The sequence below is a fragment of the Tessaracoccus yangjingae genome, assembly GCF_054483935.1.
The window spans coordinates 3,367,410-3,390,003 of record NZ_CM137014.1; the positions used below are offsets into that span (position 1 = coordinate 3,367,410).

Annotated in this window: 20 protein-coding genes and 1 pseudogene; 8 read left to right on the forward strand and 13 right to left on the reverse strand. The window is 71.9% G+C overall.

Translation table 11 applies throughout. The annotated features are described in order from the left end of the window. Positions 1 to 153: 153 nt before the first annotated feature. The 3 genes from ACX1D3_RS15280 (at position 154) to ACX1D3_RS15290 (ending at position 3,164) form a co-directional block, all read left to right on the forward strand. Complete coding sequence (locus ACX1D3_RS15280) at positions 154 to 1,152, forward strand: LacI family DNA-binding transcriptional regulator (RefSeq protein ID WP_458994660.1); 999 nt, start codon at positions 154 to 156, stop codon at positions 1,150 to 1,152. Continuing rightward, the gene (locus tag ACX1D3_RS15285; protein WP_458994661.1) at positions 1,142 to 2,761 is read left to right on the forward strand and encodes a glycoside hydrolase family 13 protein; all 1,620 of its coding nucleotides are present in this window, start codon (positions 1,142 to 1,144) and stop codon (positions 2,759 to 2,761) included. Before ACX1D3_RS15280 ends, ACX1D3_RS15285 begins: the two co-directional genes overlap by 11 nt. A 148-nt stretch (positions 2,762 to 2,909) precedes the next feature. After that, positions 2,910 to 3,164, forward strand: coding sequence for an HPr family phosphocarrier protein (locus tag ACX1D3_RS15290; RefSeq protein ID WP_458994662.1), 255 nt, complete (start codon positions 2,910 to 2,912; stop codon positions 3,162 to 3,164). Between the two features lie 9 nt (positions 3,165 to 3,173). Here ACX1D3_RS15290 and ACX1D3_RS15295 read toward each other — a convergent pair whose 3' ends face one another. After that, positions 3,174 to 4,154 (reverse strand): DUF418 domain-containing protein, encoded by a 981-nt coding sequence (locus tag ACX1D3_RS15295; protein WP_458994663.1) that lies wholly within the window; start codon positions 4,152 to 4,154, stop codon positions 3,174 to 3,176. A 66-nt stretch (positions 4,155 to 4,220) separates the two neighbouring features. Here ACX1D3_RS15295 and ACX1D3_RS15300 point away from each other — a divergent pair, with 66 nt between their 5' ends. Beyond that, the gene (locus tag ACX1D3_RS15300) at positions 4,221 to 5,135 is read left to right on the forward strand and encodes an NAD(P)H-dependent flavin oxidoreductase (RefSeq protein WP_458994664.1); all 915 of its coding nucleotides are present in this window, start codon (positions 4,221 to 4,223) and stop codon (positions 5,133 to 5,135) included. Further along, entirely contained in the window at positions 5,132 to 6,004 is an 873-nt protein-coding gene (locus ACX1D3_RS15305; RefSeq protein WP_458994665.1) for an enoyl-CoA hydratase-related protein, read from the forward strand. Before ACX1D3_RS15300 ends, ACX1D3_RS15305 begins: the two co-directional genes overlap by 4 nt. 4 nt (positions 6,005 to 6,008) lie before the next feature. Here ACX1D3_RS15305 and ACX1D3_RS15310 read toward each other — a convergent pair whose 3' ends face one another. Beyond that, positions 6,009 to 7,487 (reverse strand): aspartate ammonia-lyase, encoded by a 1,479-nt coding sequence (locus ACX1D3_RS15310; RefSeq protein ID WP_458994666.1) that lies wholly within the window; start codon positions 7,485 to 7,487, stop codon positions 6,009 to 6,011. A 56-nt stretch (positions 7,488 to 7,543) separates the two neighbouring features. Between ACX1D3_RS15310 and ACX1D3_RS15315 the strand changes: the two genes are divergently transcribed. Further along, entirely contained in the window at positions 7,544 to 7,978 is a 435-nt protein-coding gene (locus ACX1D3_RS15315; RefSeq protein ID WP_458994667.1) for an NUDIX domain-containing protein, read from the forward strand. On the opposite strand, the gene ACX1D3_RS15320 is transcribed toward ACX1D3_RS15315, so the two are convergent. The 3 genes from ACX1D3_RS15320 to ACX1D3_RS15330 all read right to left on the reverse strand — a co-directional run bounded on the left by ACX1D3_RS15320 (position 7,975) and on the right by ACX1D3_RS15330 (position 11,296). Continuing rightward, positions 7,975 to 9,039, reverse strand: coding sequence for a glycoside hydrolase family protein (locus ACX1D3_RS15320; protein WP_458994668.1), 1,065 nt, complete (start codon positions 9,037 to 9,039; stop codon positions 7,975 to 7,977). The two genes, ACX1D3_RS15315 and ACX1D3_RS15320, sit on opposite strands and share 4 nt — an antisense overlap. Continuing rightward, a complete protein-coding gene (locus tag ACX1D3_RS15325) occupies positions 9,036 to 10,358 on the reverse strand; it encodes a dipeptidase (RefSeq protein ID WP_458994669.1) in 1,323 nt (440 codons plus the stop codon). The genes ACX1D3_RS15320 and ACX1D3_RS15325 overlap by 4 nt, the downstream gene beginning before the upstream one ends. Positions 10,359 to 10,444: 86 nt before the next feature. Then, on the reverse strand, positions 10,445 to 11,296 hold the full coding sequence (locus ACX1D3_RS15330) for a DUF559 domain-containing protein (RefSeq protein WP_458994670.1): 852 nt from the start codon (positions 11,294 to 11,296) through the stop codon (positions 10,445 to 10,447). Positions 11,297 to 11,475: 179 nt separating this feature from the next. Between ACX1D3_RS15330 and ACX1D3_RS15335 the strand changes: the two genes are divergently transcribed. Continuing rightward, positions 11,476 to 11,958 (forward strand): hypothetical protein, encoded by a 483-nt coding sequence (locus tag ACX1D3_RS15335; RefSeq protein WP_458994671.1) that lies wholly within the window; start codon positions 11,476 to 11,478, stop codon positions 11,956 to 11,958. Here ACX1D3_RS15335 and purL read toward each other — a convergent pair. The 5 genes from purL to purS all read right to left on the reverse strand — a co-directional run bounded on the left by purL (position 11,894) and on the right by purS (position 18,561). Beyond that, on the reverse strand, positions 11,894 to 14,149 hold the full coding sequence (gene purL, locus ACX1D3_RS15340; RefSeq protein ID WP_458994672.1) for a phosphoribosylformylglycinamidine synthase subunit PurL: 2,256 nt from the start codon (positions 14,147 to 14,149) through the stop codon (positions 11,894 to 11,896). The two genes, ACX1D3_RS15335 and purL, sit on opposite strands and share 65 nt — an antisense overlap. 9 nt (positions 14,150 to 14,158) lie before the next feature. Continuing rightward, positions 14,159 to 16,678, reverse strand: a complete 2,520-nt coding sequence (pepN, locus tag ACX1D3_RS15345) for an aminopeptidase N (RefSeq protein WP_458994673.1) — start codon at positions 16,676 to 16,678, stop codon at positions 14,159 to 14,161. A gap of 110 nt (positions 16,679 to 16,788) precedes the next feature. Next, positions 16,789 to 17,571 carry a sunset domain-containing protein gene (locus ACX1D3_RS15350; protein ID WP_458994674.1) on the reverse strand — a complete coding sequence of 261 codons (783 nt, stop codon included), beginning with the start codon at positions 17,569 to 17,571 and terminating at the stop codon, positions 16,789 to 16,791. A gap of 76 nt (positions 17,572 to 17,647) precedes the next feature. Continuing rightward, a complete protein-coding gene (purQ, locus tag ACX1D3_RS15355) occupies positions 17,648 to 18,322 on the reverse strand; it encodes a phosphoribosylformylglycinamidine synthase subunit PurQ (RefSeq protein WP_458994675.1) in 675 nt (224 codons plus the stop codon). Continuing rightward, on the reverse strand, positions 18,322 to 18,561 hold the full coding sequence (gene purS, locus ACX1D3_RS15360) for a phosphoribosylformylglycinamidine synthase subunit PurS (RefSeq protein WP_458994676.1): 240 nt from the start codon (positions 18,559 to 18,561) through the stop codon (positions 18,322 to 18,324). The genes purQ and purS overlap by 1 nt, the downstream gene beginning before the upstream one ends. A gap of 86 nt (positions 18,562 to 18,647) precedes the next feature. On the opposite strand from purS, the gene ACX1D3_RS15365 reads away from it, so the two are divergent. After that, positions 18,648 to 19,820: a pyridoxal phosphate-dependent aminotransferase gene (locus ACX1D3_RS15365; RefSeq protein ID WP_458994677.1), complete on the forward strand. Its 1,173-nt coding sequence runs from the start codon at positions 18,648 to 18,650 to the stop codon at positions 19,818 to 19,820. A gap of 18 nt (positions 19,821 to 19,838) precedes the next feature. Here ACX1D3_RS15365 and ACX1D3_RS15370 read toward each other — a convergent pair whose 3' ends face one another. From ACX1D3_RS15370 to ACX1D3_RS15380, 3 genes and pseudogenes are all read right to left on the reverse strand, one after another. After that, entirely contained in the window at positions 19,839 to 20,456 is a 618-nt protein-coding gene (locus tag ACX1D3_RS15370; RefSeq protein ID WP_458994678.1) for a DNA-3-methyladenine glycosylase, read from the reverse strand. Continuing rightward, complete coding sequence (locus ACX1D3_RS15375) at positions 20,456 to 21,304, reverse strand: aminotransferase class IV (RefSeq protein WP_458994679.1); 849 nt, start codon at positions 21,302 to 21,304, stop codon at positions 20,456 to 20,458. Before ACX1D3_RS15375 ends, ACX1D3_RS15370 begins: the two co-directional genes overlap by 1 nt. 96 nt (positions 21,305 to 21,400) lie before the next feature. After that, positions 21,401 to 22,264, reverse strand: a pseudogene (locus ACX1D3_RS15380) (phosphoribosylaminoimidazolesuccinocarboxamide synthase); the annotation flags it as partial. Positions 22,265 to 22,594 lie beyond the last annotated feature (330 nt).

Sequence of the window (22,594 nt, forward strand, 5' to 3'; positions counted from 1 at the left end):
CCCGCTAGACGGCTCACCAGGCGTCGGACTAGGCATGTCGGGACTCAATCCCGCCTGCAACGATTCTGCAAAGTCGTTGCAATGCGCCGCGATAACCTGCACACTTGCCTGCGAACGCTGTTGGCGTGCACGGACTCGAAGGAGAGGAGGCCCATGATTCCCCCACGGGCCAAGCTGGCGGACCTGGCCGTCGCCGCAGGCGTGTCCACCGCCACCGTCTCCAGGGTCCTCAACGGCAAGCCCGGCGTGGCGGAGGCCACCAGGGTCTCGGTGCTGGCCACCCTCGAGCGGCTCGGTTTCGCCGCGGAGCCGGACCAGCCGTCGGCCGAGGGACTGATCGCCGTGATGGTGCCGGAGCTGGCCAACCCCTCGTTCGCCCTGTTCGCCAACGAGCTTGCCCTGGTGTTGACCGCCGCGGGCCGGCACATGATCCTCTGCACCGCCGGGCCCGGCGGCACCAGCGAGGAGCAGTACCTCGACGCGCTGCTCGGCGTCGAGATCGCCGGGATCATCTCCGTCTCGGGTACCCCGGCGGACACCGAGGCGTCCTCCGAGCACTACCAACGCCTCATCGACGCCGGCGTGCCGGCAGTGTTCATCAACGGCTACGCGCCCGGGGTGGAGGGGGCCTTCTTCTCGTGCTCCGACGCTGAGGCCGTCTCGATGTCGGTTGGGCACCTGCGCTCCTTCGGCCACACCAGGATCGGGCTGGCGGTGGGCCAGCAGCGTTACCTCCCCAGCCAGCGCAAGCAGGCGGCCTTCCTCGCGCTCGGGCTGCCGCGCGGCTCCATGGTCTCGACCATCTTCTCCGTCGAGGGCGGCCAGGCCGCCGCGGCCAGGCTGTTCGACGCCGGCCACACCGCCATCGTCTGCGGCTCCGACGTGATGGCGCTCGGCGCCGTCCGCGAGGCGCGCTCGCGGGGCCTGGAGGTCCCGCGCGACGTCTCCGTCGTCGGCTACGACGACTCGCCGCTCATGGCCTTCACCAGCCCCGCCCTCACCACCGTCCGCCAGCCGGTGGCGGCCATGACCCAGGCCGCCGTCGCCTCGCTGCTCACCGCCATCCGCGGGCTGCCGACAGATCCCACCGAGATGCTGTTCCACCCGGACCTCATCATCAGACAATCGACAGGACCATTGCATGCCCGCTGAATGGTGGCGAGACGCCGTCATCTACCAGATCTACCCCCGCTCGTTCGCCGACTCCACCGGCGACGGCTACGGCGACCTCCCCGGGATCATCGAGAAGATCCCGTACCTGGCCGGCCTCGGGGTGGATGCCATCTGGATGTCCCCGTTCTACCGCTCCCCCATGGCCGACGCGGGCTACGACGTGGCCGACTACGAGGAGATCGACCCCCTCTTCGGTGACCTGGCCGACGCGGACCGGCTGATCGAGACGGCCCACGCGGCGGGCCTGCGCGTCGTCGTCGACCTGGTGCCCAACCACACCTCGGACGAGCATCGCTGGTTCAAGGCGGCCGTGGCCGCCGGCCCGGGCTCTCCCGAGCGCGAGATGTACCACTTCCATGACGGCCGCGGCGAGCACGGCGAACTGCCGCCCAACAACTGGAAGTCCGTCTTCGGCGGCGCCGGCTGGACGCGCCTCACCCTCCCGGACGGCACCCCCGAGCAGTGGTACCTGCACCTGTTCGACGTCAAGCAGCCGGACCTCGACTGGTCCGAGGAGCGGGTCCGCGCGGCGTTCGACGGCGTGCTGCGCTTCTGGCTGGACCGTGGCGTCGACGGCTTCCGCGTGGACGTGGCGCACGGGCTGATCAAGGCCGACGGGCTGCCCGATTTCGACGAGGAGCAGTCGCTGCTCGACGGCCAGTCCGGCCCCATGTGGGACCAGGACGGCGTGCACGACGTGTACCGCCGGTGGCGGGCCGTCCTCGACTCCTACGAGGGCGACCGCTCGCTGGTGGCCGAGGCCTGGGTGGCGGACCCCCAGCGGCTCGCGCTGTACCTGCGCCCCGACGAGATGCACACCGCGTTCAACTTCCAGTTCCTGGACAGCCACTGGGACGCGTCCGCCTACCGCGACGTGATCGCGTCGACGATGGCCGCGGACGAGGCCGTCGGGGCGCCCACCACGTGGGTGCTCAGCAACCACGACGTGCTCAGGCACGTCAGCCGCCTCGGCCTCGCAGACCCGGGCTCCAGCCATGAGGGCCTGGGCGCCGGCGACGAGCAGCCGGACAACGTGGCGGGCCTGCGCCGCGCCCGCGCCGCGACGCTCATGATGCTGGCCCTGCCAGGCTCGGCGTACCTGTACCAGGGCGAGGAGCTGGGGCTCCCGGACCATACGACGCTGCCGGACGACCTGCGCCAGGATCCAGCCTGGTTCCGGTCGGACTTCACCAAGCCCGGCCGCGACGGCTGCCGCATCCCGATGCCGTGGGCCGCCGACGAGCCCGGCCTGGGGTTCTCCCCCACCGGGAAGACGTGGCTGCCTCAACCCGAGGCCTACCGGGCGATGGCCGTCGACCGGCAGGAGGACGCGCCGGGCAGCACCCTGACCCTCTACCGCTCCGCCCTGGCTGCCCGGAAGGAGCTCGGGCTGGGTCGCGGCGAGCTCGAGTGGGTCGAGGCAGGAGAGTCCGTGGTGGCGTTCGACAACGGCCCCGTCCGGGTCCTGACGAACGTGCTCGGCGCCCCCGTCGAGCTGCCCGAGGGCTACCACGTGCTGCTGTCCAGCGTGCCGCTGCACGGGCATGTCCTGCCCACCGACACGACGGTCTGGCTGGCCCGCGCCTGACCCGCCACCAGGCGGTGCGGGCAGCCCCGTGCCTTGTCCGGCCCCATCCCAGCCCCGGCGACCCGTGGCTGGGAGGGGCCTCCGGCTTGGCTATGATTGTCCCCGTGTCCGCCCGCAACGGTGCGGCGGTGCAGAAAAGGAGCCTCTGATGGCCAGCAAGTCCGTGACCGTCGGGTCCGTCGTGGGGCTTCACGCCCGTCCCGCCGCCCTCATCGCCGCCGCCGCGGGTGAGTACGACGACGACATCACCATCTCCCTCAACGGCGCGACGGTGGACGCCGCCTCGTCGCTGCTCATCATGACGCTGGGCGCCGAGCGGGGCGCCGTCGTCACGGTGGAGTCGGACAACGACGAGGCCGTGGAGCGGATCGCGGCCATGGTCGAGCAGGACCTGGACGCCTGAGGCCGCCGCCTACCGACGGAGCAGCCTTCGCGGGAGACGCAGAAGCCGCTCGAAGGGACCCATCCCGACGAAGCGGTGCCACACCCAGCTGAACCCCACCAGAACCGCCAATGTGGTGAGCATCACCCACCAGTGGTCGTCGCGCCCTCCGCCCAGGAACGCGTCGGTGAGTACCCGAAGCACCACCAACTGCAGCACGTAGGCCGTCATGGCCAGGCGACCGGTGGCGACGAGCGGATCGAGCCATGTCAGCAGCCCGGGAGGGACAGCGTCCGTCAGCCACCTGGATCCCGCCAGCACCGCCGTCACCACCGCGAGCGAGGCGACCATCTCGCCGTAGGTGCCCGAGTACGGTGACGCCCCCGCCGCGGTTTGCGAACCGATCACGACGGCCAGGCCCGCGCCGAGCACGGAGCCCAGGGCGAGGGCGAGCGTGGCGCGCGGGCTGACGGTGTCGCGGCCGAGCCAGTGGGTCAGCCCCACGCCGAGCAGACCCGACGCGACCATCGGCATCAGGCGGTAGGGCCCGCCCGAGAACGCGAACTGCACGGCCGGCGCCAGCGCGCCCGGGACAGCCCAGGGTCCCCGCGTGGCCACCATCAGCGGATACGCGGCCGCCACCACCGCTGCCCCTGCCACTAACGCCACCCGCCCACGCACCCTCAGCGCCACGAGCACCGCGACGATCACGGTCAGCGCGCCGAGCCACTGCAGCACCACCACGATCTGCCAGTACAGGGGTTGGAGCAGAACCCCGGCCAGGAACAGCAGCGCCCCGCGCACGGCGTACTCGCCGACGAACCGGAGGGCCCCGTCACGCCAGCCGCGCCAGGCCAGCTCGATGCCGGCCCCGATCGCCGCCGCGAACAAGGGCGCGGTGAGGTACTCGGTGACGGTGAAGATGCCTCCGGCCGGGGCGGTGTGGGCCACCACCATGGACACGACGGCGAGGCCGCGGGCGAGGTCGAGCCACAGCTGGCGGGTCTGCATGGGCACAGCGTAGGGGCGCCGGCGTCTGCCAGACTGGGCGGAGCGTCGCGATTCGAGGAGGAGCCGATGGCGTTGCCCGAGCAGCTGTCCGGCCGGCTGCGGCTGCCCGTGGTCGCGGCGCCGATGTTCCTGGTGTCCGGGCCGGAGCTCGTCGTCGCGTGCTGCCGGGCGGGGGTCCTCGGCACCTTCCCGGCCCTCAACCGCCGCACCACGCAGGACTTCGCCGGGTGGCTGGACGACATCGAGGCCGCCCTCACGCCCGCCGACGCCCCGTTCGGGGTCAACCTCATCGTGCATCCCACCAACACCCGCCTGCAGGCGGACCTGGCGGTGGTCGTCGAGCACCGGGTGCCGGTGGTGATCACCTCGCTCGGCGCGGTGCCGGAGGTGGTGGAGGCCGTGCACGCCTACGGCGGGCTGGTGTTCCACGACGTGACCACGCTGCGGCACGCCCGCAAGGCGGCCGCGGCCGGCGTGGACGGGCTCGTCCTCGTGTCCGCGGGGGCCGGTGGCCACGCAGGAGCGGTCAACCCGTTCGCGCTCGTCGCCTCCGTCCGGCCCTGGTTCGACGGGACGATCCTGCTGGCCGGCGGCCTCAGCACGGGGGCGGACGTCGCCGCGGCGCGGGCGATGGGCGCGGACCTCGCCTACCTGGGCACCCGCTTCCTCGCCACCCGGGAGTCGCTCGCCGCGGACGGCTACAAGGACATGGTGGTGGCGTCCGGGGCGGCCGACGTGGTCTACACCCCAGCCGTGAGCGGCATCCCCGCGAACTTCCTCACCGCGAGCCTCGCCGCCTCCGGCATCGACCCCGCGGGACCGCCCGCCGAGCACGAGGACGTCAAGGCCTGGCGCGACGTCTGGTCGGCCGGCCACGGCGTGGCCGCGATCTCGGACGTGCCCGCCGTCGCGGAGCTCGTCGACCGGCTCGAGGCCGAGTACCTCCGCACCATCGCCCGCCTGCAAGGAGACCTCCGATGAGCACCGTGCTGCTGACCCGCGACGACGGCGTCGCCACCCTCACCCTCAACCGCCCGGACAAGCTCAACGCCTTCACCCTCGGCATGGGTCGCGAGTTCGTCGACGCGCTCCGGGAGGCCGACCGCGACGACACCGTCCGCGCGATCATCGTCACCGGCGCGGGCCGCGCGTTCTGCGCCGGGATGGAGCTCAGCGACGGCGACAACGTGTTCGGCTTCGACCCGCGCATGGACCTCTCCCCCGCCGAGCTGCGGGAGCGATGGACGGAGCCGGAGGTGAGCGACGGCGCCCGCGAGCCCGGCGGGAAGCTCACGCTTGCCATCCTCGAGTGCCGCAAGCCGGTCATCGCGGCCGTCAACGGGGCGGGGGTGGGTATCGGCTCGACGATGACGCTGCCGATGGACGCGCGCCTGGCCTCCACGGAGGCGCGGATGGGGTTCGTGTTCGCCCGGCTGGGCATCACCCCGGAGGCCTGCTCGACGTGGTTCCTGCCCCGCATCGTCGGGCAGTCGCGGGCGCTGGACCTGCTCTACAGCGGCGACATCATCACGGCCGGGAGGGCCCTGGAGATCGGGCTGGTGGACTCGGTGCACGAGCCCGGGGACCTGCTGGCCGCGGCGCGCACCGTCGCGGACCGGATGACGCTCGGGAAGTCGGCGCACGCCGTCGCGATGACCCGACAGCTGGTGTTCCGGCACATGGCGGGCGCGAGCGTGCTCGACGCGCACCTGGCCGAGTCGTTGGCGCTGCGGCACTCGGCCCACGGCGACGGTCGCGAGGGCGGGCTCGCCTTCCTGGGAAAGAGGGAACCCCGCTTCAGCCAGCGCGCCCCGGGGTCCTTCGGGCACGTCTTCCCGCCGGAGGAGTGACCGGTCAGGCCTCGTCGCGTCGGTCGGCCTCGTCGAGCTGGCGCTCCACGGCGGCGATCAGCTCCGGCGTCATCGCCGGCAGCGGGCCCGTGTCCAGCACCCCGCCGGACAGGGCCCCGGGCTCCAGCAGCCGGTCCAGCGTCGCGGCGTCGAGGATGCCCTCGGCGAGCACCAGCTCGCGGATGGAGCGGCCGCCCTTGAGCGCCTCCTTCGCCAGCCGGCTGGCGTGCAGGTAGCCAAGGATGGGCATGAGGGCCGTCACCACGCCCACGGACTGGTCCACCTGGGTCCGGGTGCGCTCCGCGTTGGCGGTGATGCCGTCGACGCAGTTGATGCGCAGCGTCCGCACCGCCCGGCGCAGCCAAGTGCTGTTCTGCAGCAGGACGTGCGCCATGACGGGCTCGAACGCGTTGAGCTGCAGCTGGCCCGCCTCCGAGGCCATCGCGACGGTGACGTCGGACCCGGCGATGACGAACGCCACCTGGTTGACCGCCTCCGGGATCACCGGGTTGACCTTGCCGGGCATGATCGAGCTGCCCGCCTGGACAGCGGGAAGGACGATCTCGCCGAAGCCCGCCTGCGGGCCGGAGCTGAGCAGCCGCAGGTCGTTGCAGATCTTCGACAGCTTCATCGCGGAGCGCTTCATCACCGACGAGGTGGACATGAACACGCCGGTGTCGCTGGTGGCCTCGATGAGGTCGTCGGCGATGACGAGCTCCTCGAAGCCGGTGATCTCGCGCAGGTGGCCGATGACCGCGTCGCCGTAGCCGGGCGGGGCGGTGATGCCGGTGCCGATGGCGGTGGCGCCGAGGTTGAGCTCCATCAGCAGGGGCCGCACGTCCTCGATCCGGTCGATGTCCTCCCCCAGCGTGGTCGAGAAGCCGCGGAACTCCTGCCCGAGCGTCATCGGCACCGCGTCCTGGAGCTGGGTCCGCCCCACCTTGAGCACCTCGCGGAACTCGCGGCCCTTCGCCGCGAAGGAGTGCCGGAGGAGCCGCATCTCGTCGGCAAGCTTGGTCAGGGCAGCCACGAGGCTCAGCTTGACGGCGCTCGGGTAGGTGTCGTTGGTGGACTGGGAGCGGTTCACGTGGTCGTTGGGCGAGAGGAAGCCGTAGTCACCGAAGGAGCGCCCCGCCAGCTCGAGCGCCCGGTTGGCGATCACCTCGTTGACGTTCATGTTGGTGGACGTGCCGGCCCCGCCCTGGATGACGCCCACGACGAACTGCTCGTGCAGCCGGCCGTCGATGATGTCCTGCGCGGCGCGGTCGATGAGGTCCGCCAGGTCCCCGTCGAGCACCCCGATGTCGCGGTTGGCGCGGGCCGCGGCCTGCTTCACCTGGGCGTAGGCGACGATGAGGTCCGGGTACACGCTGATCTCGCGGCGGCTGATCCGGAAGTTCTGCACCGCACGCGCGGTGTTGATCCCCCAGTAGGCGTCGTCGGGGATCTCCATCTCCCCCAGTGAATCGCGCTCGATCCGCACGTCGATGTCCGTTCTCTCGGCTGAGGCCCACGCTACCGGCGCGGTTAGATGGGGGCATGGGATTCGAACTCATCGCCTGGGTGGCGCTGCGGGACGCCTCGGGCCGGGTGCTCCTGGCCAGGCGCGAGGGGACCGGCCGCGCCGACGGGCTGTGGAACCTGCCAGGGGGCCACATCGACGACGGCGAGGCCTCCGCGGTCGCGGCGGCGCGGGAGGCGGGCGAGGAGGTGGGGGCGCTGCTGGACCCGTCGGCACTCCGGCACGTCGGGGTGCAGCGGTTCGACCTGCCCTACCCCACGGGACGCGCGCGGGGGTTCAACTTCTTCTTCGAGAGCTCCGAGTGGCTGGGCGAGCTGGCCCCCCGAGAGGCCACCTCGGAGCTGGGCTGGTTCGCGCCCGACGCCCTGCCGCCCGACATCCTGCCGTGGCTCCCCGCCGCGATCCTCGCGCACCTCGTGGAGGGGCGGTTCTGGGTGGAGTCGGTCGGCTAGCCGGGTTGCGAGGCGGCGGCCGCCTCCAGCGCCATCCACGCCTGAAGCTGGGTGGCCAGCTCGACGGCGTGCCCCGGCGGCACCGTCCCGGCCGGGGTCGTGTCCTGGGGGAACACGGTCACCGGCTGGTTGCGCCAGCCGCGCGTCTCGTGCCCACGCCACAGCGCGTCGGCGAACGCCGTGGTCAGGTCCGTGGCCGACGCCCGGGTGGCGCCGGGGAGCCGCACGTCGCGGGCGGCGAGCGCCAGGTAGCGGGTGAGGATGCCGGTGAAGAGCCCACCGTCGCCGTCGCCGTGGGTGCGCAGGAGCGTGGTGCCCGGGTGCGTGAGGTGGGCTGCGACGGCGTCGATGTGCCGGGCCGCGTCCTCGAGCCTGCCCAGCCGCAGCATGACGCCCAGCACGGGGCCCTGGTTGTAGGTGAACAGGTGCGGGACGAGGTCGGCGCCGGAGCCGGTTGCGAGGCGGGGCGCCGTGCCCAGCCGCAGCGCGACGCGCTCCCGCGCAGGGCGTGGGGCGGCGAGGCGGAGGCCGTCGCGGTAGAGCCCGGTGTCCGGGTCCGCGAGGTGGTCGTCGAGCCAGTCGAGGAGCCCGGCGGCCTCGTGGAGGCGGCCGGCGCGGGCCAGGTGGAGGGCGATGGGGCCGGTGGCCGCCGTGTTCTTGAAGTCCCGGTCCAGGCTCCAGAACGCCCCGCCGCCCCAGTCGTCGGTGATGGCGGAGGTCAGCACCCGGTCCAGGCCCCGCGCGGGGCGACCCGCGCGGTGCGCGGCGAGCGCGAGCCAGGCCATGTCGTCGAAGTACCGGTTGCGCAGCCTCCCCCAGTTGCGCACCCGGATGCCGCGGAGATGGCGGCGGACCAGCCGGGCGTCCACCACCGTCGAGCCGCGGCGCCGTGCGTCGACCAGGCAGTCGAGCAGGTGCGCCTGCCACCAGTAGTGCCAGGGTCGCGGCGGTGGGCCGGGCCGGGCGGTCGCGGCGAGGTGCGTGCCGGGCAGCCCGAACAGCCGTCCGCCGAAGAGGGTGAGGACGGAGCGCGCCGCCTCGTCGGCCCGTTCCGCCGTCACGCCAGGCGCTGCAGGAACAGGGTCTCGGCCAGCGCGGCCTTGGCGAGATCGCCCAGGTCCAGCGACTCGTCGATGCCGTGCATCCGCGACATCGGGTCGGTCACCGCGGTGACCAGGACCAGGGCGCCCGGGTTGCGCTCGGCGAACTCGGCGACGATGGGGATGGAGCCGCCGACCCCGATCTCCACGGGCGCGACGCCGAAGGCCTCGGTGAAGGCGTCGATGGCGGAGCGGGCGCGGTCGTCGTCGAGGGAGATGACGCTGCCCCCGCCGTTCTGGCCGGGCTCCACCTCCACCCGCGCGCCCCAGGGCGCGTTGGCCAGGAGGTGGGCCCGGAGGGCGGCCTCTGCCTCGTCGGCGTCCTGCCCAGGGGCCAGCCGGACGCTGACCTTGGCGCGCGCCGTCGGGATGAGGGTGTTCGAGGCGTCCTTGACCGGGGTAGCGTCGATGGCCAGGACGGAGGCGGCCGGACGGGTCCACATGCGGGCCGAGGCGGGGCCGTCGCCGATCCACGCCACGCCGTCGAGGATGCCGGTCTCCTCGCGAAGGCGGGCCTCGTCGTAGTCGACGGCGGGGTCGTCGTTGCTGGTCAGGCCGGCGATGGCCACGTTGCCGCGGTCGTCGTGGAGGGTGGCCAGCAGCCGGCACAGCGCCGTGAGCGCGTCGGGCACGACTCCGCCGAACTGCCCGGAGTGCAGGCCGGTCTGGAGCGTGGAGACGGTGACCTCGGCGTCCACCATGCCGCGCAGCGTGGTGGTGAACGACGGCTCGCCCACCTTCCAGTTGACCGAGTCGGCGATCACGAAGACGTCTGCGGTGAGGTCGTCGGAGTACGTGTCGAGGAGTGCGGCCATGCTGGGGGACCCGATCTCCTCCTCGCCCTCGATGAACAGCTTGACCCCCACGGGCGGCCGCCCCTCGAAGGCCCGGAGCGCGGCGAGGTGGACCGCGATCCCGCCCTTGTCGTCGGCGGATCCGCGGGAGTAGAGGCGGCCGTCGCGCTCGATGGGCGCGAACGGCGCGGAGGTCCAGGCTGCGTCGTCCCCGGTGGGCTGTACGTCGTAGTGGGCGTACAGGAGCACCGTGGGCGCGCCCTCGGGGGCCGGGAAGTGGCCGAAGACCGCGGGCTTGCCGCCGGCGTGCAGCAGCCGCACGTCCGGGCAGCCGACGTCGGAGACGAGGGAGGCCACTGTCTCGGCGGCGGCCAGCACGTTGTCGTCGTGCTCGGGCATGGACGAGATGGACGGGATCGCGATGAGTCGCTTGAGGTCGGTGAGGACGGAGGGCAGGACGTCGGTGACGCGATCGTTGAGGCTCATGCCCCCACCCTACTGACGCGCGGAATGCGTTCCTCCAGCCGCCCCCTCGGTGCCATATGGCCGCCGAGGACCGGCCTGGGGGAACGTCAGCCGCGCGACAGCAGCCTCACCGCCTGACCGACACACTCGACCATGTCGTCCATGGTCGCCGCGGTGAAGCGCAGAACGGTCCAGCCGGCCAGCGTGAGGAGAACGTCACGGCGGCGATCGTGGACGAACGCCTCGTGATCCTTGTGGTACTGCCATCCGTCGAACTCGAGGGCCAGCCGCAGCCCGGGGAACGCCACATCCACGAAGAACTGCTCCCCCTCGATGATCACCTCCAGGTTGGTCTTCCATCCCTTGAGCCTGGCAGTCCGCAACCTGACATGAGCATCACGTTCGAGCTCGGACCAAGGCGCATCCCGCGACTCATGCAGCAGCCGTGCGCGCGCTGCGTTGCCCGCTCGCGCCGGCATGGCTGCCAGCGCTTTCTTGAGCGAGTCCAACGTCACGGCCTCGCGTCGAAGTGCCTCGTCGATGACGGCCCCGCCCATGGTGTCGCTGAGCTCCAGGACACTGTGCTCGGGAGAGCTGATGAAGACCTCCCCGTTCCACTGCCGCAGCTCTGCAGGAACCTTCCGGGCCTCGAAGTCATACCCCGGCGCCGGCCGGCGCCTCGTCGACGCGACCTGGACCTTCTCCACCGTCAGCTCAGGCCACCAGGTCAGCCGCGCCGCAGTGTGCCGAACGAAGGTGAGGTTCGGATCCACCGCCGCGATGGCCGCCGTGCGGATCTCGAGCATCTCAGCCTGCTCCGGCGCCGCGAACACCCCCGGGAGGACTCTGGTGATGTCACCGTCCTTGTGGGCACGATCGATGGCGTCGCCGAGAGCTGGATGCAGCCTCCTCCGGATGATCGCCTCGCTGTTGATGATCTCCTGCAGTTCATGTCTCATGCACTCCTTGATCGTCAGCAGCTCCCCCGGACTCCCGGCCCAAGCATCAGCTGTGAACAACCGGCCCTGCGGATAACGTTCCTCCAGCCGCCCCCTCGGTGCCATATGGCCGCCGAGGACCGGCCTGGAGGAACAGCTACCGCACGGAGGCCCGCCTGGCGGCGGCTAGGGTGGATGGCATGGTTCGGCAGGAGCTCGCAGACCTGATCAGGGAGGGCCGCATCGAGTCCGTGCCGCCCGATCCGGACCAGGTGGCGATGCTGCGCGAGCAGGCCGCGCGGCACCTGGCCAGCTCACGGACCATCAGCGCGACAGACCCGGCCGGCGCGTTCTCGCTGGCCTACGACGCGATCCGCAAGGAACTCACCGCGCTCCTCCTCGACCACGGCTTCCGGGCCCGCAGCGCCGGCAGCCACGCCGCCACGGGGCAGGCGGCCGCCATCCTGGTTCCCGGATTCGACGCCGACGGCTTCGAGTGGCTGAGGACGGTGCGGATCGCCACCGAATACGGCACCGACCGCCGCACCACCGCGACCGACGCCGACCTTCAGCGCGCCTGGCGCTTCGCCGAACGCCTGAGCCAGCTCCTGGGAGGGGCTAGGCCATCGCGGCTGGGATCGGCGCCGTCCACACGGATTCCGCCTCGCCCAGATCCACGCTGAACTGCCCCACGAACTCCATCTCGGGCTCGCCCGTCACCTCGCCCAGGCGGGTGGTCGGGACGCCGCGCTCGGCGCACAGGGCCTCGAACTCCTCCACGCTCGAGCCCGGCAGCGACACCACGGCCCGCGCGGCGGACTCCGAGAACAGCGCCACGGTGAGGTCACCCTCGGGCAGCGTCACCGCGAAGCCCAGGCCGTTGCGGAACGCCGATTCGGCCAGGGCCACGCCCAGGCCGCCCTCGCTCACGTCGTGCGCCGACGACAGCAGCCCGCGACGCGCGGCCTCCCCCATCACCTCGGCCAGCGCCTTCTCGGCGCCCAGCACCACCGCCGGCGGGAGCCCTCCGATGTGGCCGTCGTGCATGACGGACGCCCAGATCGAGCCGGACAGCTCCTCGCGGGTCTCGCCCAGCAGCAGGATCGCGTCGCCCGGGTGTGCGAAGCCTGAACGAATCCGGGTGGCCACGTCGTCGATCACGCCGAGCACGCCGACGGTGGGCGTGGGCAGGATGGGGGCCGTGGCGGTCTGGTTGTACAGCGACACGTTGCCGCCCGTCACCGGCACGCCGAGCTCGCGGCAGCCGTCGACCAGGCCCATCACGGCCTCGGCGAACTGCCACATCACCTCCGGGTCCTCCGGGGAGCCGAAGTTGAGGCAGTCCGTGATGGCCACCGGCTCCGCGCCCGTGACGGCCACGTTGCGGTACGACTCGGCCAGCGACAGCTGCGCGCCCAGGTAAGGGTTGAGGTAGGAGAAGCGGGAGTTGGCGTCCAGCGCGAGCGCGATGCCCAGCCCGGTCTCCTCGTCGATGCGCAGCATGCCCGAATCCTCCGGCTGCGCGAGAACCGAGTTGCCGCGGACGTAGCGGTCGTACTGCTCGGTGACCCACGTCTTGTCCGCGATGTTGCCGTGTGCGAGCACCCGGATCAGCGCGGCCTTGACCGCCTCCGGCGAGTTGTCCCGGGGCAGGTCCTCCGCGCGGTCGGCGTTGACGGCGTCGAGCCACTCCGGCCGGTGGTACGGCCGGTTGTACACGGGGCCCTCGTGCGCGACCGTCTTCGGGTCCACGTCGACGATGGTCTCGCCGTGCCACTGGATGATCAGCCTGTCGCCCTCGATGACCTCGCCGACGATGGTGGCCTGGACGTCCCACTTGGCGCAGATCTCCATGAAGCGCTCGACGTTGGCCGGCTCGACCACCGCCATCATGCGCTCCTGGGACTCGCTCATGAGGATCTCCTCCGGCGCGAGGTTGGGGTCGCGGAGTGGCACGAGGTCCAGGTTGACGAACATGCCGCCGTCGCCGGCGGAGGCCAGCTCAGAGGTGGCGCAGGAGATGCCGGCGGCGCCGAAGTCCTGGATGCCGTTGATGATGTCGGCCTGGAACAGCTCAAGGGTGCACTCGATGAGCAGCTTCTCCATGAACGGGTCGCCCACCTGGACGCTGGGCCGCTTGGCCGGGCCGTCCTCGTCGAAGGTCTCGGACGCGAGGATGGAGGCGCCGCCGATGCCGTCGCCGCCGGTGGAGGCGCCGAACAGGATGACCTGGTTGCCGACGCCGGTGGCCTTGGCGAAGTGCAGGTCCTCGTGCCGGAGCACGCCCACGCAGAGGGCGTTGACCAGCGGGTTGCCGAGGTAGCTCTCGTGGAACTGGACCTCGCCGCCGATGTTGGGCAGGCCCAGGCAGTTGCCGTAGCCGCCCACGCCGGCGACCACGCCGGGCAGGACGCGGCGGGTGTCGGCCTCGTCGAGGGGGCCGAACCGCAGCGAGTCCATCACGCCGATGGGTCGGGCGCCCATCGCGAGGATGTCGCGGACGATGCCGCCGACGCCGGTGGCCGCGCCCTGGTAGGGCTCCACGAAGGACGGATGGTTGTGCGACTCGGCCTTGAACGTGACGGCGTATCCCTGGCCGATGTCCACGACGCCGGCGTTGTCACCGATGCCGGCCAGCAGCGGGCCCCGGGGGGTCTCCTGGCTGAGCTCGCCGAACTTGCGCAGGTGCACCTTCGAGGACTTGTAGGAGCAGTGCTCCGACCACATCACCGAGTACATGGCGAGCTCGGCGGAGGTGGGGCGACGGCCCAGGATCTCGCGGATCTGCGCGTATTCGTCGTCCTTCACACCGAGTGCCGCGTACGGCTGCTCGACGTCAGGGGTCTGGGCTGCGTGCTCAACGGTGTCTGCCACGGGCTCAATCTACCGGTGCGGGCCCCGCCGGGGCACCCTGACGGCGTTCGCGGACCGCACGTGGGCCGCGACCTCGGCCTCGTAGAGCTCCTCCCTGACCAACCGACGCAGCGGGGCGGGCGCGGCCGGGTGCTCGCGCAGCCAGCGATGGCCGGCCTCGACGCCGTCGGACGGGAACCCGCCGTGCACGAGCCGCAGGGCGATCTCGATGGGCTGGTCGCGCCACACCTCGGTCAGGTGCTCGAAGTAGCGGGCCGCGAACCGCTCACGCAGCGCGTCCTGCCCGGGCGCCCCGAACCCCTCAATGAGGGCGTCCACTGCCTCGTTCGTCTCGCCGTCGACGGTGTGCGCGCGCGTCCACGCCTCCTCCTTCACCGCCGGGTCCGGCCGCGACATCAGCGCCTGAAGGTGGGCCATCCGCCCCGTGGCGGTGTCGTCGGCCGCGAGCGCGGCGGCCAGCTCCGCGTCGGACGCGCTGCCCTGCGTGGCCAGACACTGCCACGCCAGCCACGTCACATCCACCGAGACCTCGAGCCCGGGGATGCCGCCGTCGAGCACCCACCGCACGTCCTCCGGCGCGAGGGCCGCGGCGTTGAGGTACGCCTTCGCCCAGAGCAGCTGCTCGGCCGAGCCGGGGTGGGCCGCCAGGGCAGCGGCCCGGCAGCCGTCGCGCCAGGGGCCGGCCGCGGCGTCGTCGACCGAGTACCGGTCGACCGCGGTGAAGGCCCTCGCCAGCAGCGACGACAGCACCCCGGACTGCGGCTCGCGGGCGCCGAGCACGGCGGTGACGAAGTCGGCGGGGGCCAGGAGCCCGGCGCGCACGTCGCCCCAGAGCGACGTCCACGCCACCGCCCTGGCCAGCGGCTCGAGGTCCGCGAGGTGGGACACGAGCACGTCGCGGCTCCCCTCATCGAGCTCGACGCGGGCGAAGGTCCGGTCCGTGTGGTTGATCAGGACGACGTCGGGCACGGGCAGCCCGTCGGCGTCCGGGATCCGCACCTCGGGTCCCTCGATGCGGAGATCGAACTGCTGCTCCAGCCGCAGCCCGTCCTCGTGCAGGCGGTAGAGCGCGAGGCTGGTGGCGTGCGGCCGGTCGGCAGAGGCGTCGCCGGCCCCGTAGAAGTCGCGCCGCACCCGCAGCCCGGTCATGGAGCCGCCGTGGACCTCCCAGTGCGCGCTCAGCCTGTCGTGACCGGCGGATTCCAGCCAGGCCGGCACCCAGCCGCTGAGGTCTCGGTCGGTCTCCACGTCCAGGGCATTCATGAAGTCCCCGAGGGTCGCCGACGCGAACGCGTGGGTCTGGAAGTAGCGACGACACCCGGCCAGGAACGCCTCCAGGCCCACGTAGTGGACCAGCTGCGTGAGCGCGGCCGAGCCCTTCGAGTAGGTGATCCGGTCGAAGTTGGTCTTCGCGGCCTCGAGGTCCGGAATGTCGGCCACCACCGGGTGGGTCGTCGGCATCGAGTCGGCCAGGTAGCCGCCCACCTTGCGCGAGGTGGCGAAGTTCACCCAGCCGTCGGCGAACCCGCAGGCCTCCACCGAGATGTGGCTGCCCATGAACTCGGCGAAGCTCTCCTTGAGCCAGAGGTCGCCCCACCACCGGGGGGTGACGAGGTCGCCGAACCACATGTGGCTCATCTCGTGCACCAGGGTGTTGGCGCGGCCCTGCAGCTGCGCGGGCGTCGCGGGCGAGCGGAAGAGGTAGTGCTCTGTGAAGGTGACCAGGCCGGGGTTCTCCATGGCGCCGAGGTTGTACTCGGGGGCGAAGATCTGGTCGTACTTGACGCCCCACGGGTAGTCGCCGAAGTTGGCGGTGAGCCAGTCCAGGCCCGCCTTCGTGAGCCGGAACAGCTCGTCGGAGTCGAGGTACCGGGCGAGGCTCTGCCTGCACATCAGCCCCAGCTCCATGCCCTGCCAGGTGTCGCTGACGCGGTGGTACGGCCCCGCGGCCAGGCACGTGATGTAGGTGGACAACGTGTGCGTGGGGGCGAACTCGACCCTGACCACCCCGTCGGCCACCGTCGTCCGCGACGCCTCGGGCTGGTTCGAACCCAGCCACCACCCCTCCGGGCCGGTGAGCGAGAACGTGAACGGCGCCCTGAGGTCCGGCTGCTCGAGGTTGGCGAACACCCGCCGCGCGTCTGCCGGCTCGTACTGGGTGTAGAGGTAGGTCTGGCCGTCGGCGGGGTCGACGAAGCGGTGCAGCCCCTCCCCCGTGCGCGAGTAGCGGCCTCGGCCGTGCACCGTGACGGTGCAGCGGCGCCTGGGCAGCCGGCCCAGGGTGATGCGGGCGCCGTCGTACTCCAGCGGATGGGGCGCGCCGTCGACGAGGATCGCGTCCACCTCACCGATGAAGTCCAGCCATGTCTCCCTCGACCGGCTGGTGAGCGTGATCGACGAGGTGACGGGGAAGGTGTGCGTCGCGGGGTCCGCGGCGTCCCGGACGTCGACGTCGACGCTGTAGGAGTGGACGCGCACGTGTCGCGCCCGGTCGGCGGTCTCGGCCCTGGTGAGGTTCGCTGTCGACATGGAACCCATCCAATCACTCCGCACCCGGCTTGGTGCTTCGATGCAGGTTCAGGGGTTCATCAGGAGCCCGCCCGGAGCGGGTCACCCGGCCCGCGAGGCAGGCGCCTCCACTAGACCTTCGACTTGCGGTACCCGGCGGCGATCGCGGCGCTCTCGGTCGCGAAGCACTCCTCGGCCTTGGTGGCGTTGTAGTACTGCTGGCCCTTCACGTGGTAGATACCGGAGTTCGCGTTGCCCTTGATGGGGTGGGAGGCGGGGCACTGGCCATTGGACGGCGCCGCGCTGCCCGATGTGCTCGGGGCCGGCTTCGCGGGGGCAGCCACTCCGATCGGCTGCTTGGGACCGGGCGCGGGCACGTCGGTGCGCACGGGCGCCGCAGGCGGAATGGCTGTCACCGCCGGCACCGTGGAGGAGTCGAACCGCACCATCGAGTTGAGGACCTCGGCCTTGTACTGCTTGACCAGCCCGCCCTGGTCCGAGGCGACCATCGCCTCGACGTAGTTGCGGCACGCGCCCCTGCCCGTGACCGCGGTGTCGCATTCGGTGCGCCACTTCCGGCCGTCGGTGGCTGTCCACGAGCCGGTCTGCGCCAGGGGGTTCCCGGCCCACTGCTCACGGGCCGAGGGGAGATAGCTCAGGTTGTTGAACACCCAGGTGTTCTGCTTGTACCAGCGGCCGCCCTCCAGGAATACCTTGGTGGCGTAGATCTCCGTGGTGCAGCGCACGACCGTGGGCGAGTAGTGCGCACAGCTGGTCTTCCAGTAGCGCCCGTTGACCAGATGAACGCCGGGGGTGGCGTACACATCGACGACGGTGTCGGCGTGCGAGACGGCCGGCGAGATCCAGCTCGAGGCGAGCGCGGCAAGCGCGAGGACAAGGATACGAAGTCTCATGATTCCCCCAGGATTGACGAAGCTGTCACGCCGGAGTATGCCAGGTGACCTTGTCTGGGGATGGACCGGGGCAGCGCTACACGCGCGCGGAGAGGAACTGCAGGACGGACTCGAAGAACTTGACCCCGTCGAGGGTGGGGCTGGTCAGCTCCTCGACGTTGTGCTCCGGGTGCGGCATCAGGCCGACGACGTTGCCGCGCTCGTTGGTGATGCCGGCGATGTCGTGGGCCGAGCCGTTGGGGTTGTCCAGGTAGCGGAACACCACCTGGTCGTTGTCCTCCAGCTTGCGCAGCGTCTCGGGCGAGGCCTGGTAGTTGCCCTCGCCGTTCTTCAGGGCGATGGTGATCTCCTGGCCCTTCTCGAAGGCGCAGGTCCAGGTGGTGTCGATGGTCTCGACCCGGAGGCGCACGTCGCGGCAGATGAAGTGCTGGTGCTCGTTGCGGATCATGGCGCCCTCGAGCAGGTGCGCCTCGCAGAGCAGCTGGAAGCCGTTGCAGATGCCCAGCACCGGCATGCCCGCGTTGGCCGCGTCGATCACGGTGCCCATGACAGGGCTGAACCGGGCGATGGCGCCGCAGCGCAGGTAGTCACCGTAGGAGAAGCCGCCGGGCAGGATGATGGCGTCGACGCCGTCGATGGAGTCCGACCCGTGCCACAGCGGCACGGCCTCGGAGCCGGTCAGCCGGACGGCGCGCAGCGCGTCGTGATCGTCGAGCGACCCGGGGAACGTGACGACGCCGATGCGTGCCATCAGTCGGCCACCACGTCGAAGGACTCGATGACGGTGTTGGCCAGCAGCTTCTCGGCCGCCTCGCCGATCCGCTCCAGCACCTCGGGCGTGACCTCGCCGTCGACCTCGATCTCGAACCGCTTGCCCTGACGGACGGTGAGCCCGTCGAAGCCCAGCCGCTTGAGGGCGCCGGTGACGGCCTTCCCCTGCGGATCCAGGATTTCGGGCTTCGGCATGACGTTGACGACGACGCGTGGCATGGCACGGATCCTAGCGGACCGTGCCCGGAGGGGCCGTGCCCAGCGCCCACCCCGGACGCCCGAGGGCCAGCCGATAGCCTGGCCCCATGCCGTCCTCGCGCTCCGCCGTGCCTCCGTTCGAGGTGATGACCGTCCTTGACCGGGTGGCCACGCTGCGGGCCGCCGGCCGCGACGTGATCTCGCTCTGCGCCGGGGAACCGGCGGGCGGGGCGCCATCGGCGGTCAACGCGGAGGCCGCACGGCTGCACGCGGAGGGAAGGCCGTTCGGCTACACGCCGGCGCTGGGGATCCGCCCGCTCCGCGAGGCTCTGGCGGCGCACTACCGACGGTGGTACGGGGTGGACCTGGAGCCCGAGAGGATCGCGGTCACCACCGGATCCTCGGGCGGCTTCCTGCTGGCCTTCCTCGCGACGTTCGACGCCGGGGACAGGGTGGCGCTGGCCCGCCCCGGCTACCCCGCCTACCGCAACATCCTCAGCTCGCTCGGCTGCGAGGTGGTGGACATCGACTGCGGCCCCGAGGTGCGCTTCCAGCCCACCGTCGGGCAGCTGGCCGCGGCCCACGCCGAGGCGCCGCTGGCCGGGCTGATCCTGGCCTCCCCCGCCAACCCCACGGGCACCATGGTCAGCCGGGCCGAGCTGGCCGAGCTCGTGGCCTGGTGCGACGCCCACGACGTCCGGCTGGTCAGCGACGAGATCTACCACGGCGTCACCTACCCGGTGGGCGCCGATCGGGGCACGTCGGCGCTCGAGCTCGGCGGCGGGGCGATCGTGGTGTCGTCGTTCAGCAAGTACTGGGGCATGACGGGCTGGCGGCTCGGGTGGCTGGTGCTGCCCGAGGCCCTGGTGGAGCCGGTCGACGCGCTGGCCGGCAACCTGGCGCTCTGCCCGCCGGCGCCGGCGCAGCACGCGGCGCTCAGGGCGTTCGACGACGCCTCCTACGCCGAGTGCGACGCGGCGGTGGCGGACTTCGCCGAGGCCCGCGCGGTGCTGCTGGCCAACGCGGGGCGGCTGGGGTGGGGGGTCGCGGCCCCTGCCGACGGGGCCTTCTACTACTACGCGGACCTGGGTGACCAGTTGGACCGCTGGGGGACGTCGGCGGCGTACGCGTCGGCGCTGCTCGAGGCCACGGGGGTCGCGGTGACGCCCGGCCGGGACTTCGACTCCCGCCTGGGCGACCGGACCGTGCGGATCAGCTTCGCCGCCGGAAGCTCGGCCATCGCCGAGGCCGTGGAGCGGATCGTCGTCTTTCAGGACTGAGGCGCCGCACCTGGGCCGTCACCGGCTCACGGTGGGGTCGCCGTCGATCCAGAACCGCAGCGGGAAGTCCGCGGCCTTGCCAACGCCGATGCGCGGACCCGCCGCGACCCTCGGCTCCCGCCCCGGGCGCGGGGTGAGCGTGAGGCCGGTGGTGCCGTCGAGCGGCGCCCCGGTGTCGGACAGCGCGATGCCGAGCGCGACGGTGAGCCGGGCGGGGCCGGCGGCCAGGTCGGTGTCGCGGCGGGTGACCCCCTTGGCGGCGCGGCGCGCGCGGGCGGTTTCGACGCCGTCGATCACCTGACCCGCCCGGATCAGCACCCCGGTGGGGGTGCCGTCGACGGCCACCACCACGTTGAAGCAGGTGTGCAGGCCCATGTGACGGTAGACGTAGGCGTGCTCCCCGGGCCCGAACATCGCCGCGTTGCGGGCGGACGGGCCACGGAAGGCGTGGGAGGCGGGGTCGAACCCGCCGCCGTAGGCCTCCACCTCCGTGATCCGCAGCGTCACGCGGGCGCCGTCGCGGTCGACGGCGAGGGTGCCGTCGAGCAGGCCCCTGGCCTCCGTCGCGACCGCGTCGAGCAGCGCGACGGCCTCCGGCGGCAGATCCGCGTAGGAGATGTGCGGCGGGACCAGCATCACTCGGCGCGGGGCGTGAGCATCTCCGTCAGCGCGGGCCCCAGGGGCGAGCGCGGCATCGGGGCGCCGTCGGCATGCGTGACCGGGGCCACGATCCGGCCGCTGGACAGCAGCCAGGCGCCTCGGCAGCGCTCGAGGTCGTAGCGGGTCAGGGCGTCCACCTCGACGTCGAGGCCGGCGGCGGGCGCCTTGTCGAGCAGCTCCGCGATGGTGATCGAGCGCAGGATGCCGTGCAGCGGCGGGGTCACCAGGACCCCGTCCAGGTCCAGCACGACGCTGGAGGTGGGCCCCTCGAGGATGGATCCCGACGGGGTGACGAAGATCACGTCGTCTGCGCCATGCGCCTTGGCGTAGCGCTTGGCCGCCATGTTGATGCCGTACGACAGCGACTTCGCTCCCGGAAGCAGCCACGGCAGGGGCGCGACGTCCGAGCCCTCGAAACCCCGGTCGAGGAGGAGGACGCGGACGCCCTCGGTGCGCTCCCGCTTGGTGGCGGGGTCCAGCGGCGCGGCCATCACCCAGCCGTTGGGCTCGTCGAGCCCCTCCGGCCCGCGGGTCATGATGGTGCGCAGCACAGCCTCCGGCTCCTCGGCCCAGTCCCAGGCCGCGACGATCGCGGCGACGGCGCGGCGGTAGCCCGCCTCGTCGGGGGCGGGGAGCTGAAGGATGCGCGCGGACGCGGCGAGGCGCTCGAGGTGCTCGTCCAGGTGGTGCGCCCGGCCGAAGCTGGCCAGGAGCGCGTCGAAGACGCCGTCGCCCCGGACCACGCCCTGGTCGTCGGCGCGGACGATGGGTGTCGCGGGGTCGACGAGGGTGCCGTCGAGGAGCGCGAGCATGCGGATGGTCATGAGGCCGAGGTTACGCCGTCGGGGCCTGCCCGTGGCGGCGGGACGCCGGGAGGCGGTCAGACGATGCCGGGGTCAGGAGGACGGGACGAACTCGCGGCCGGTCAGGCGACGGAAGGCCTCGAGGTAGCGGTCGCGCGTGGCCGCGACCACATCGGCCGGCAGCGCCGGCGGCGGGGTGTCCGACGCCTTGTCCCAGCCGGACTCCTTGGCCAGCCAGTCCCGCACGTACTGCTTGTCGAAGCTGGGCAGCGACTCCCCCGGCGCCCAGGCCGCGGCGTCCCAGAACCGCGACGAGTCGGGGGTCAGCACCTCGTCGGCCAGCACCAGGGTGCCGTCGGCGCGGCGGCCGAACTCGAACTTGGTGTCGGCCAGGATGATGCCGCGGGCCGCCGCGATGTCCCGTGCCCGGGCGTAGATGGTCAAGGTGAGGTCGCGCAGCTGGGCGGCCAGCTCCTCGCCGTGCAGGCGGGCGATGGTGGCGAAGTCCACATTCTCGTCGTGCTCGCCCAGCGGGGCCTTGATGGCGGGCGTGAAGATCGGCTCCGGCAGCTTGTCGCCGTCGCGCAGCCCCTCGGGCAGAGGAACGCCGCACACCGTCCGCGACACCTGGTACTCGGCCCACCCCGACCCGGTGAGGTAGCCGCGCGCCACGCACTCCACCTCCACCATGTCCAGCGCCTCGACGAGCGTGGCCCTGCCCGCCACCGCGCCGGGCACGTCGGTGCTCACCACGTGGTTGTCGACGAGGTCCGCCAGCTGCTCGAACCACCACAGGCTGAGCTGGGTGAGGATGGCGCCCTTGTCCGGGATGGGCGTGCTGAGCACGTGGTCGTAGGCAGAGATGTTGTCGGTGGCCACCATGAGGATCCGCTCGGTGCCGCCGGCGTCGACGGTGTACAGCTCGCGCACCTTCCCGGCGTGTCGGAGCGGGAGGTTGAGGAGGTCGGCGTACTGGCTCACGCGTCGAGCCTAACGGCCATCCCGCCGATCGCCACCGGCACGTCGGGCCGGTGGACGCCCCGCCGAGTAGCCCGAGGGCCCGCCCAGGTCCTCCCCCACCACCGCCGGGGAGGGCCTGGGCAGCGAGAAAGTCACGGAAAGATCACGATCCAGACTGCATCTTGACGAACGGCGGGAGCCAGGTTTACCTTTATGTCATCGATGTAAACCGGTGGCACCCGAGGTTGGGTAAAACGGCTGATCGGAGCGGGACAGCACGGACGCTGCGCTCGTTTTCAACGCTATAACAGGTGACACGCCGCGACGGCGTGCGGAGGCGGAGGCTCGCTG

Coding starts and splice junctions, on each gene's coding strand:
- ACX1D3_RS15280 (WP_458994660.1), top strand. CDS start 154: ATGATTCCCCCACGGGCCAAGCTGGCGGACCTGGCCGTCGCCGCAGGC.
- ACX1D3_RS15285 (WP_458994661.1), top strand. CDS start 1,142: ATGCCCGCTGAATGGTGGCGAGACGCCGTCATCTACCAGATCTACCCC.
- ACX1D3_RS15290 (WP_458994662.1), top strand. CDS start 2,910: ATGGCCAGCAAGTCCGTGACCGTCGGGTCCGTCGTGGGGCTTCACGCC.
- ACX1D3_RS15295 (WP_458994663.1), bottom strand. CDS start 4,154: ATGCAGACCCGCCAGCTGTGGCTCGACCTCGCCCGCGGCCTCGCCGTC.
- ACX1D3_RS15300 (WP_458994664.1), top strand. CDS start 4,221: ATGGCGTTGCCCGAGCAGCTGTCCGGCCGGCTGCGGCTGCCCGTGGTC.
- ACX1D3_RS15305 (WP_458994665.1), top strand. CDS start 5,132: ATGAGCACCGTGCTGCTGACCCGCGACGACGGCGTCGCCACCCTCACC.
- ACX1D3_RS15315 (WP_458994667.1), top strand. CDS start 7,544: ATGGGATTCGAACTCATCGCCTGGGTGGCGCTGCGGGACGCCTCGGGC.
- ACX1D3_RS15325 (WP_458994669.1), bottom strand. CDS start 10,358: ATGAGCCTCAACGATCGCGTCACCGACGTCCTGCCCTCCGTCCTCACC.
- ACX1D3_RS15330 (WP_458994670.1), bottom strand. CDS start 11,296: ATGAGACATGAACTGCAGGAGATCATCAACAGCGAGGCGATCATCCGG.
- ACX1D3_RS15335 (WP_458994671.1), top strand. CDS start 11,476: ATGGTTCGGCAGGAGCTCGCAGACCTGATCAGGGAGGGCCGCATCGAG.
- pepN (WP_458994673.1), bottom strand. CDS start 16,678: ATGTCGACAGCGAACCTCACCAGGGCCGAGACCGCCGACCGGGCGCGA.
- ACX1D3_RS15350 (WP_458994674.1), bottom strand. CDS start 17,571: ATGAGACTTCGTATCCTTGTCCTCGCGCTTGCCGCGCTCGCCTCGAGC.
- purQ (WP_458994675.1), bottom strand. CDS start 18,322: ATGGCACGCATCGGCGTCGTCACGTTCCCCGGGTCGCTCGACGATCAC.
- purS (WP_458994676.1), bottom strand. CDS start 18,561: ATGCCACGCGTCGTCGTCAACGTCATGCCGAAGCCCGAAATCCTGGAT.
- ACX1D3_RS15365 (WP_458994677.1), top strand. CDS start 18,648: ATGCCGTCCTCGCGCTCCGCCGTGCCTCCGTTCGAGGTGATGACCGTC.
- ACX1D3_RS15370 (WP_458994678.1), bottom strand. CDS start 20,456: ATGCTGGTCCCGCCGCACATCTCCTACGCGGATCTGCCGCCGGAGGCC.
- ACX1D3_RS15375 (WP_458994679.1), bottom strand. CDS start 21,304: ATGACCATCCGCATGCTCGCGCTCCTCGACGGCACCCTCGTCGACCCC.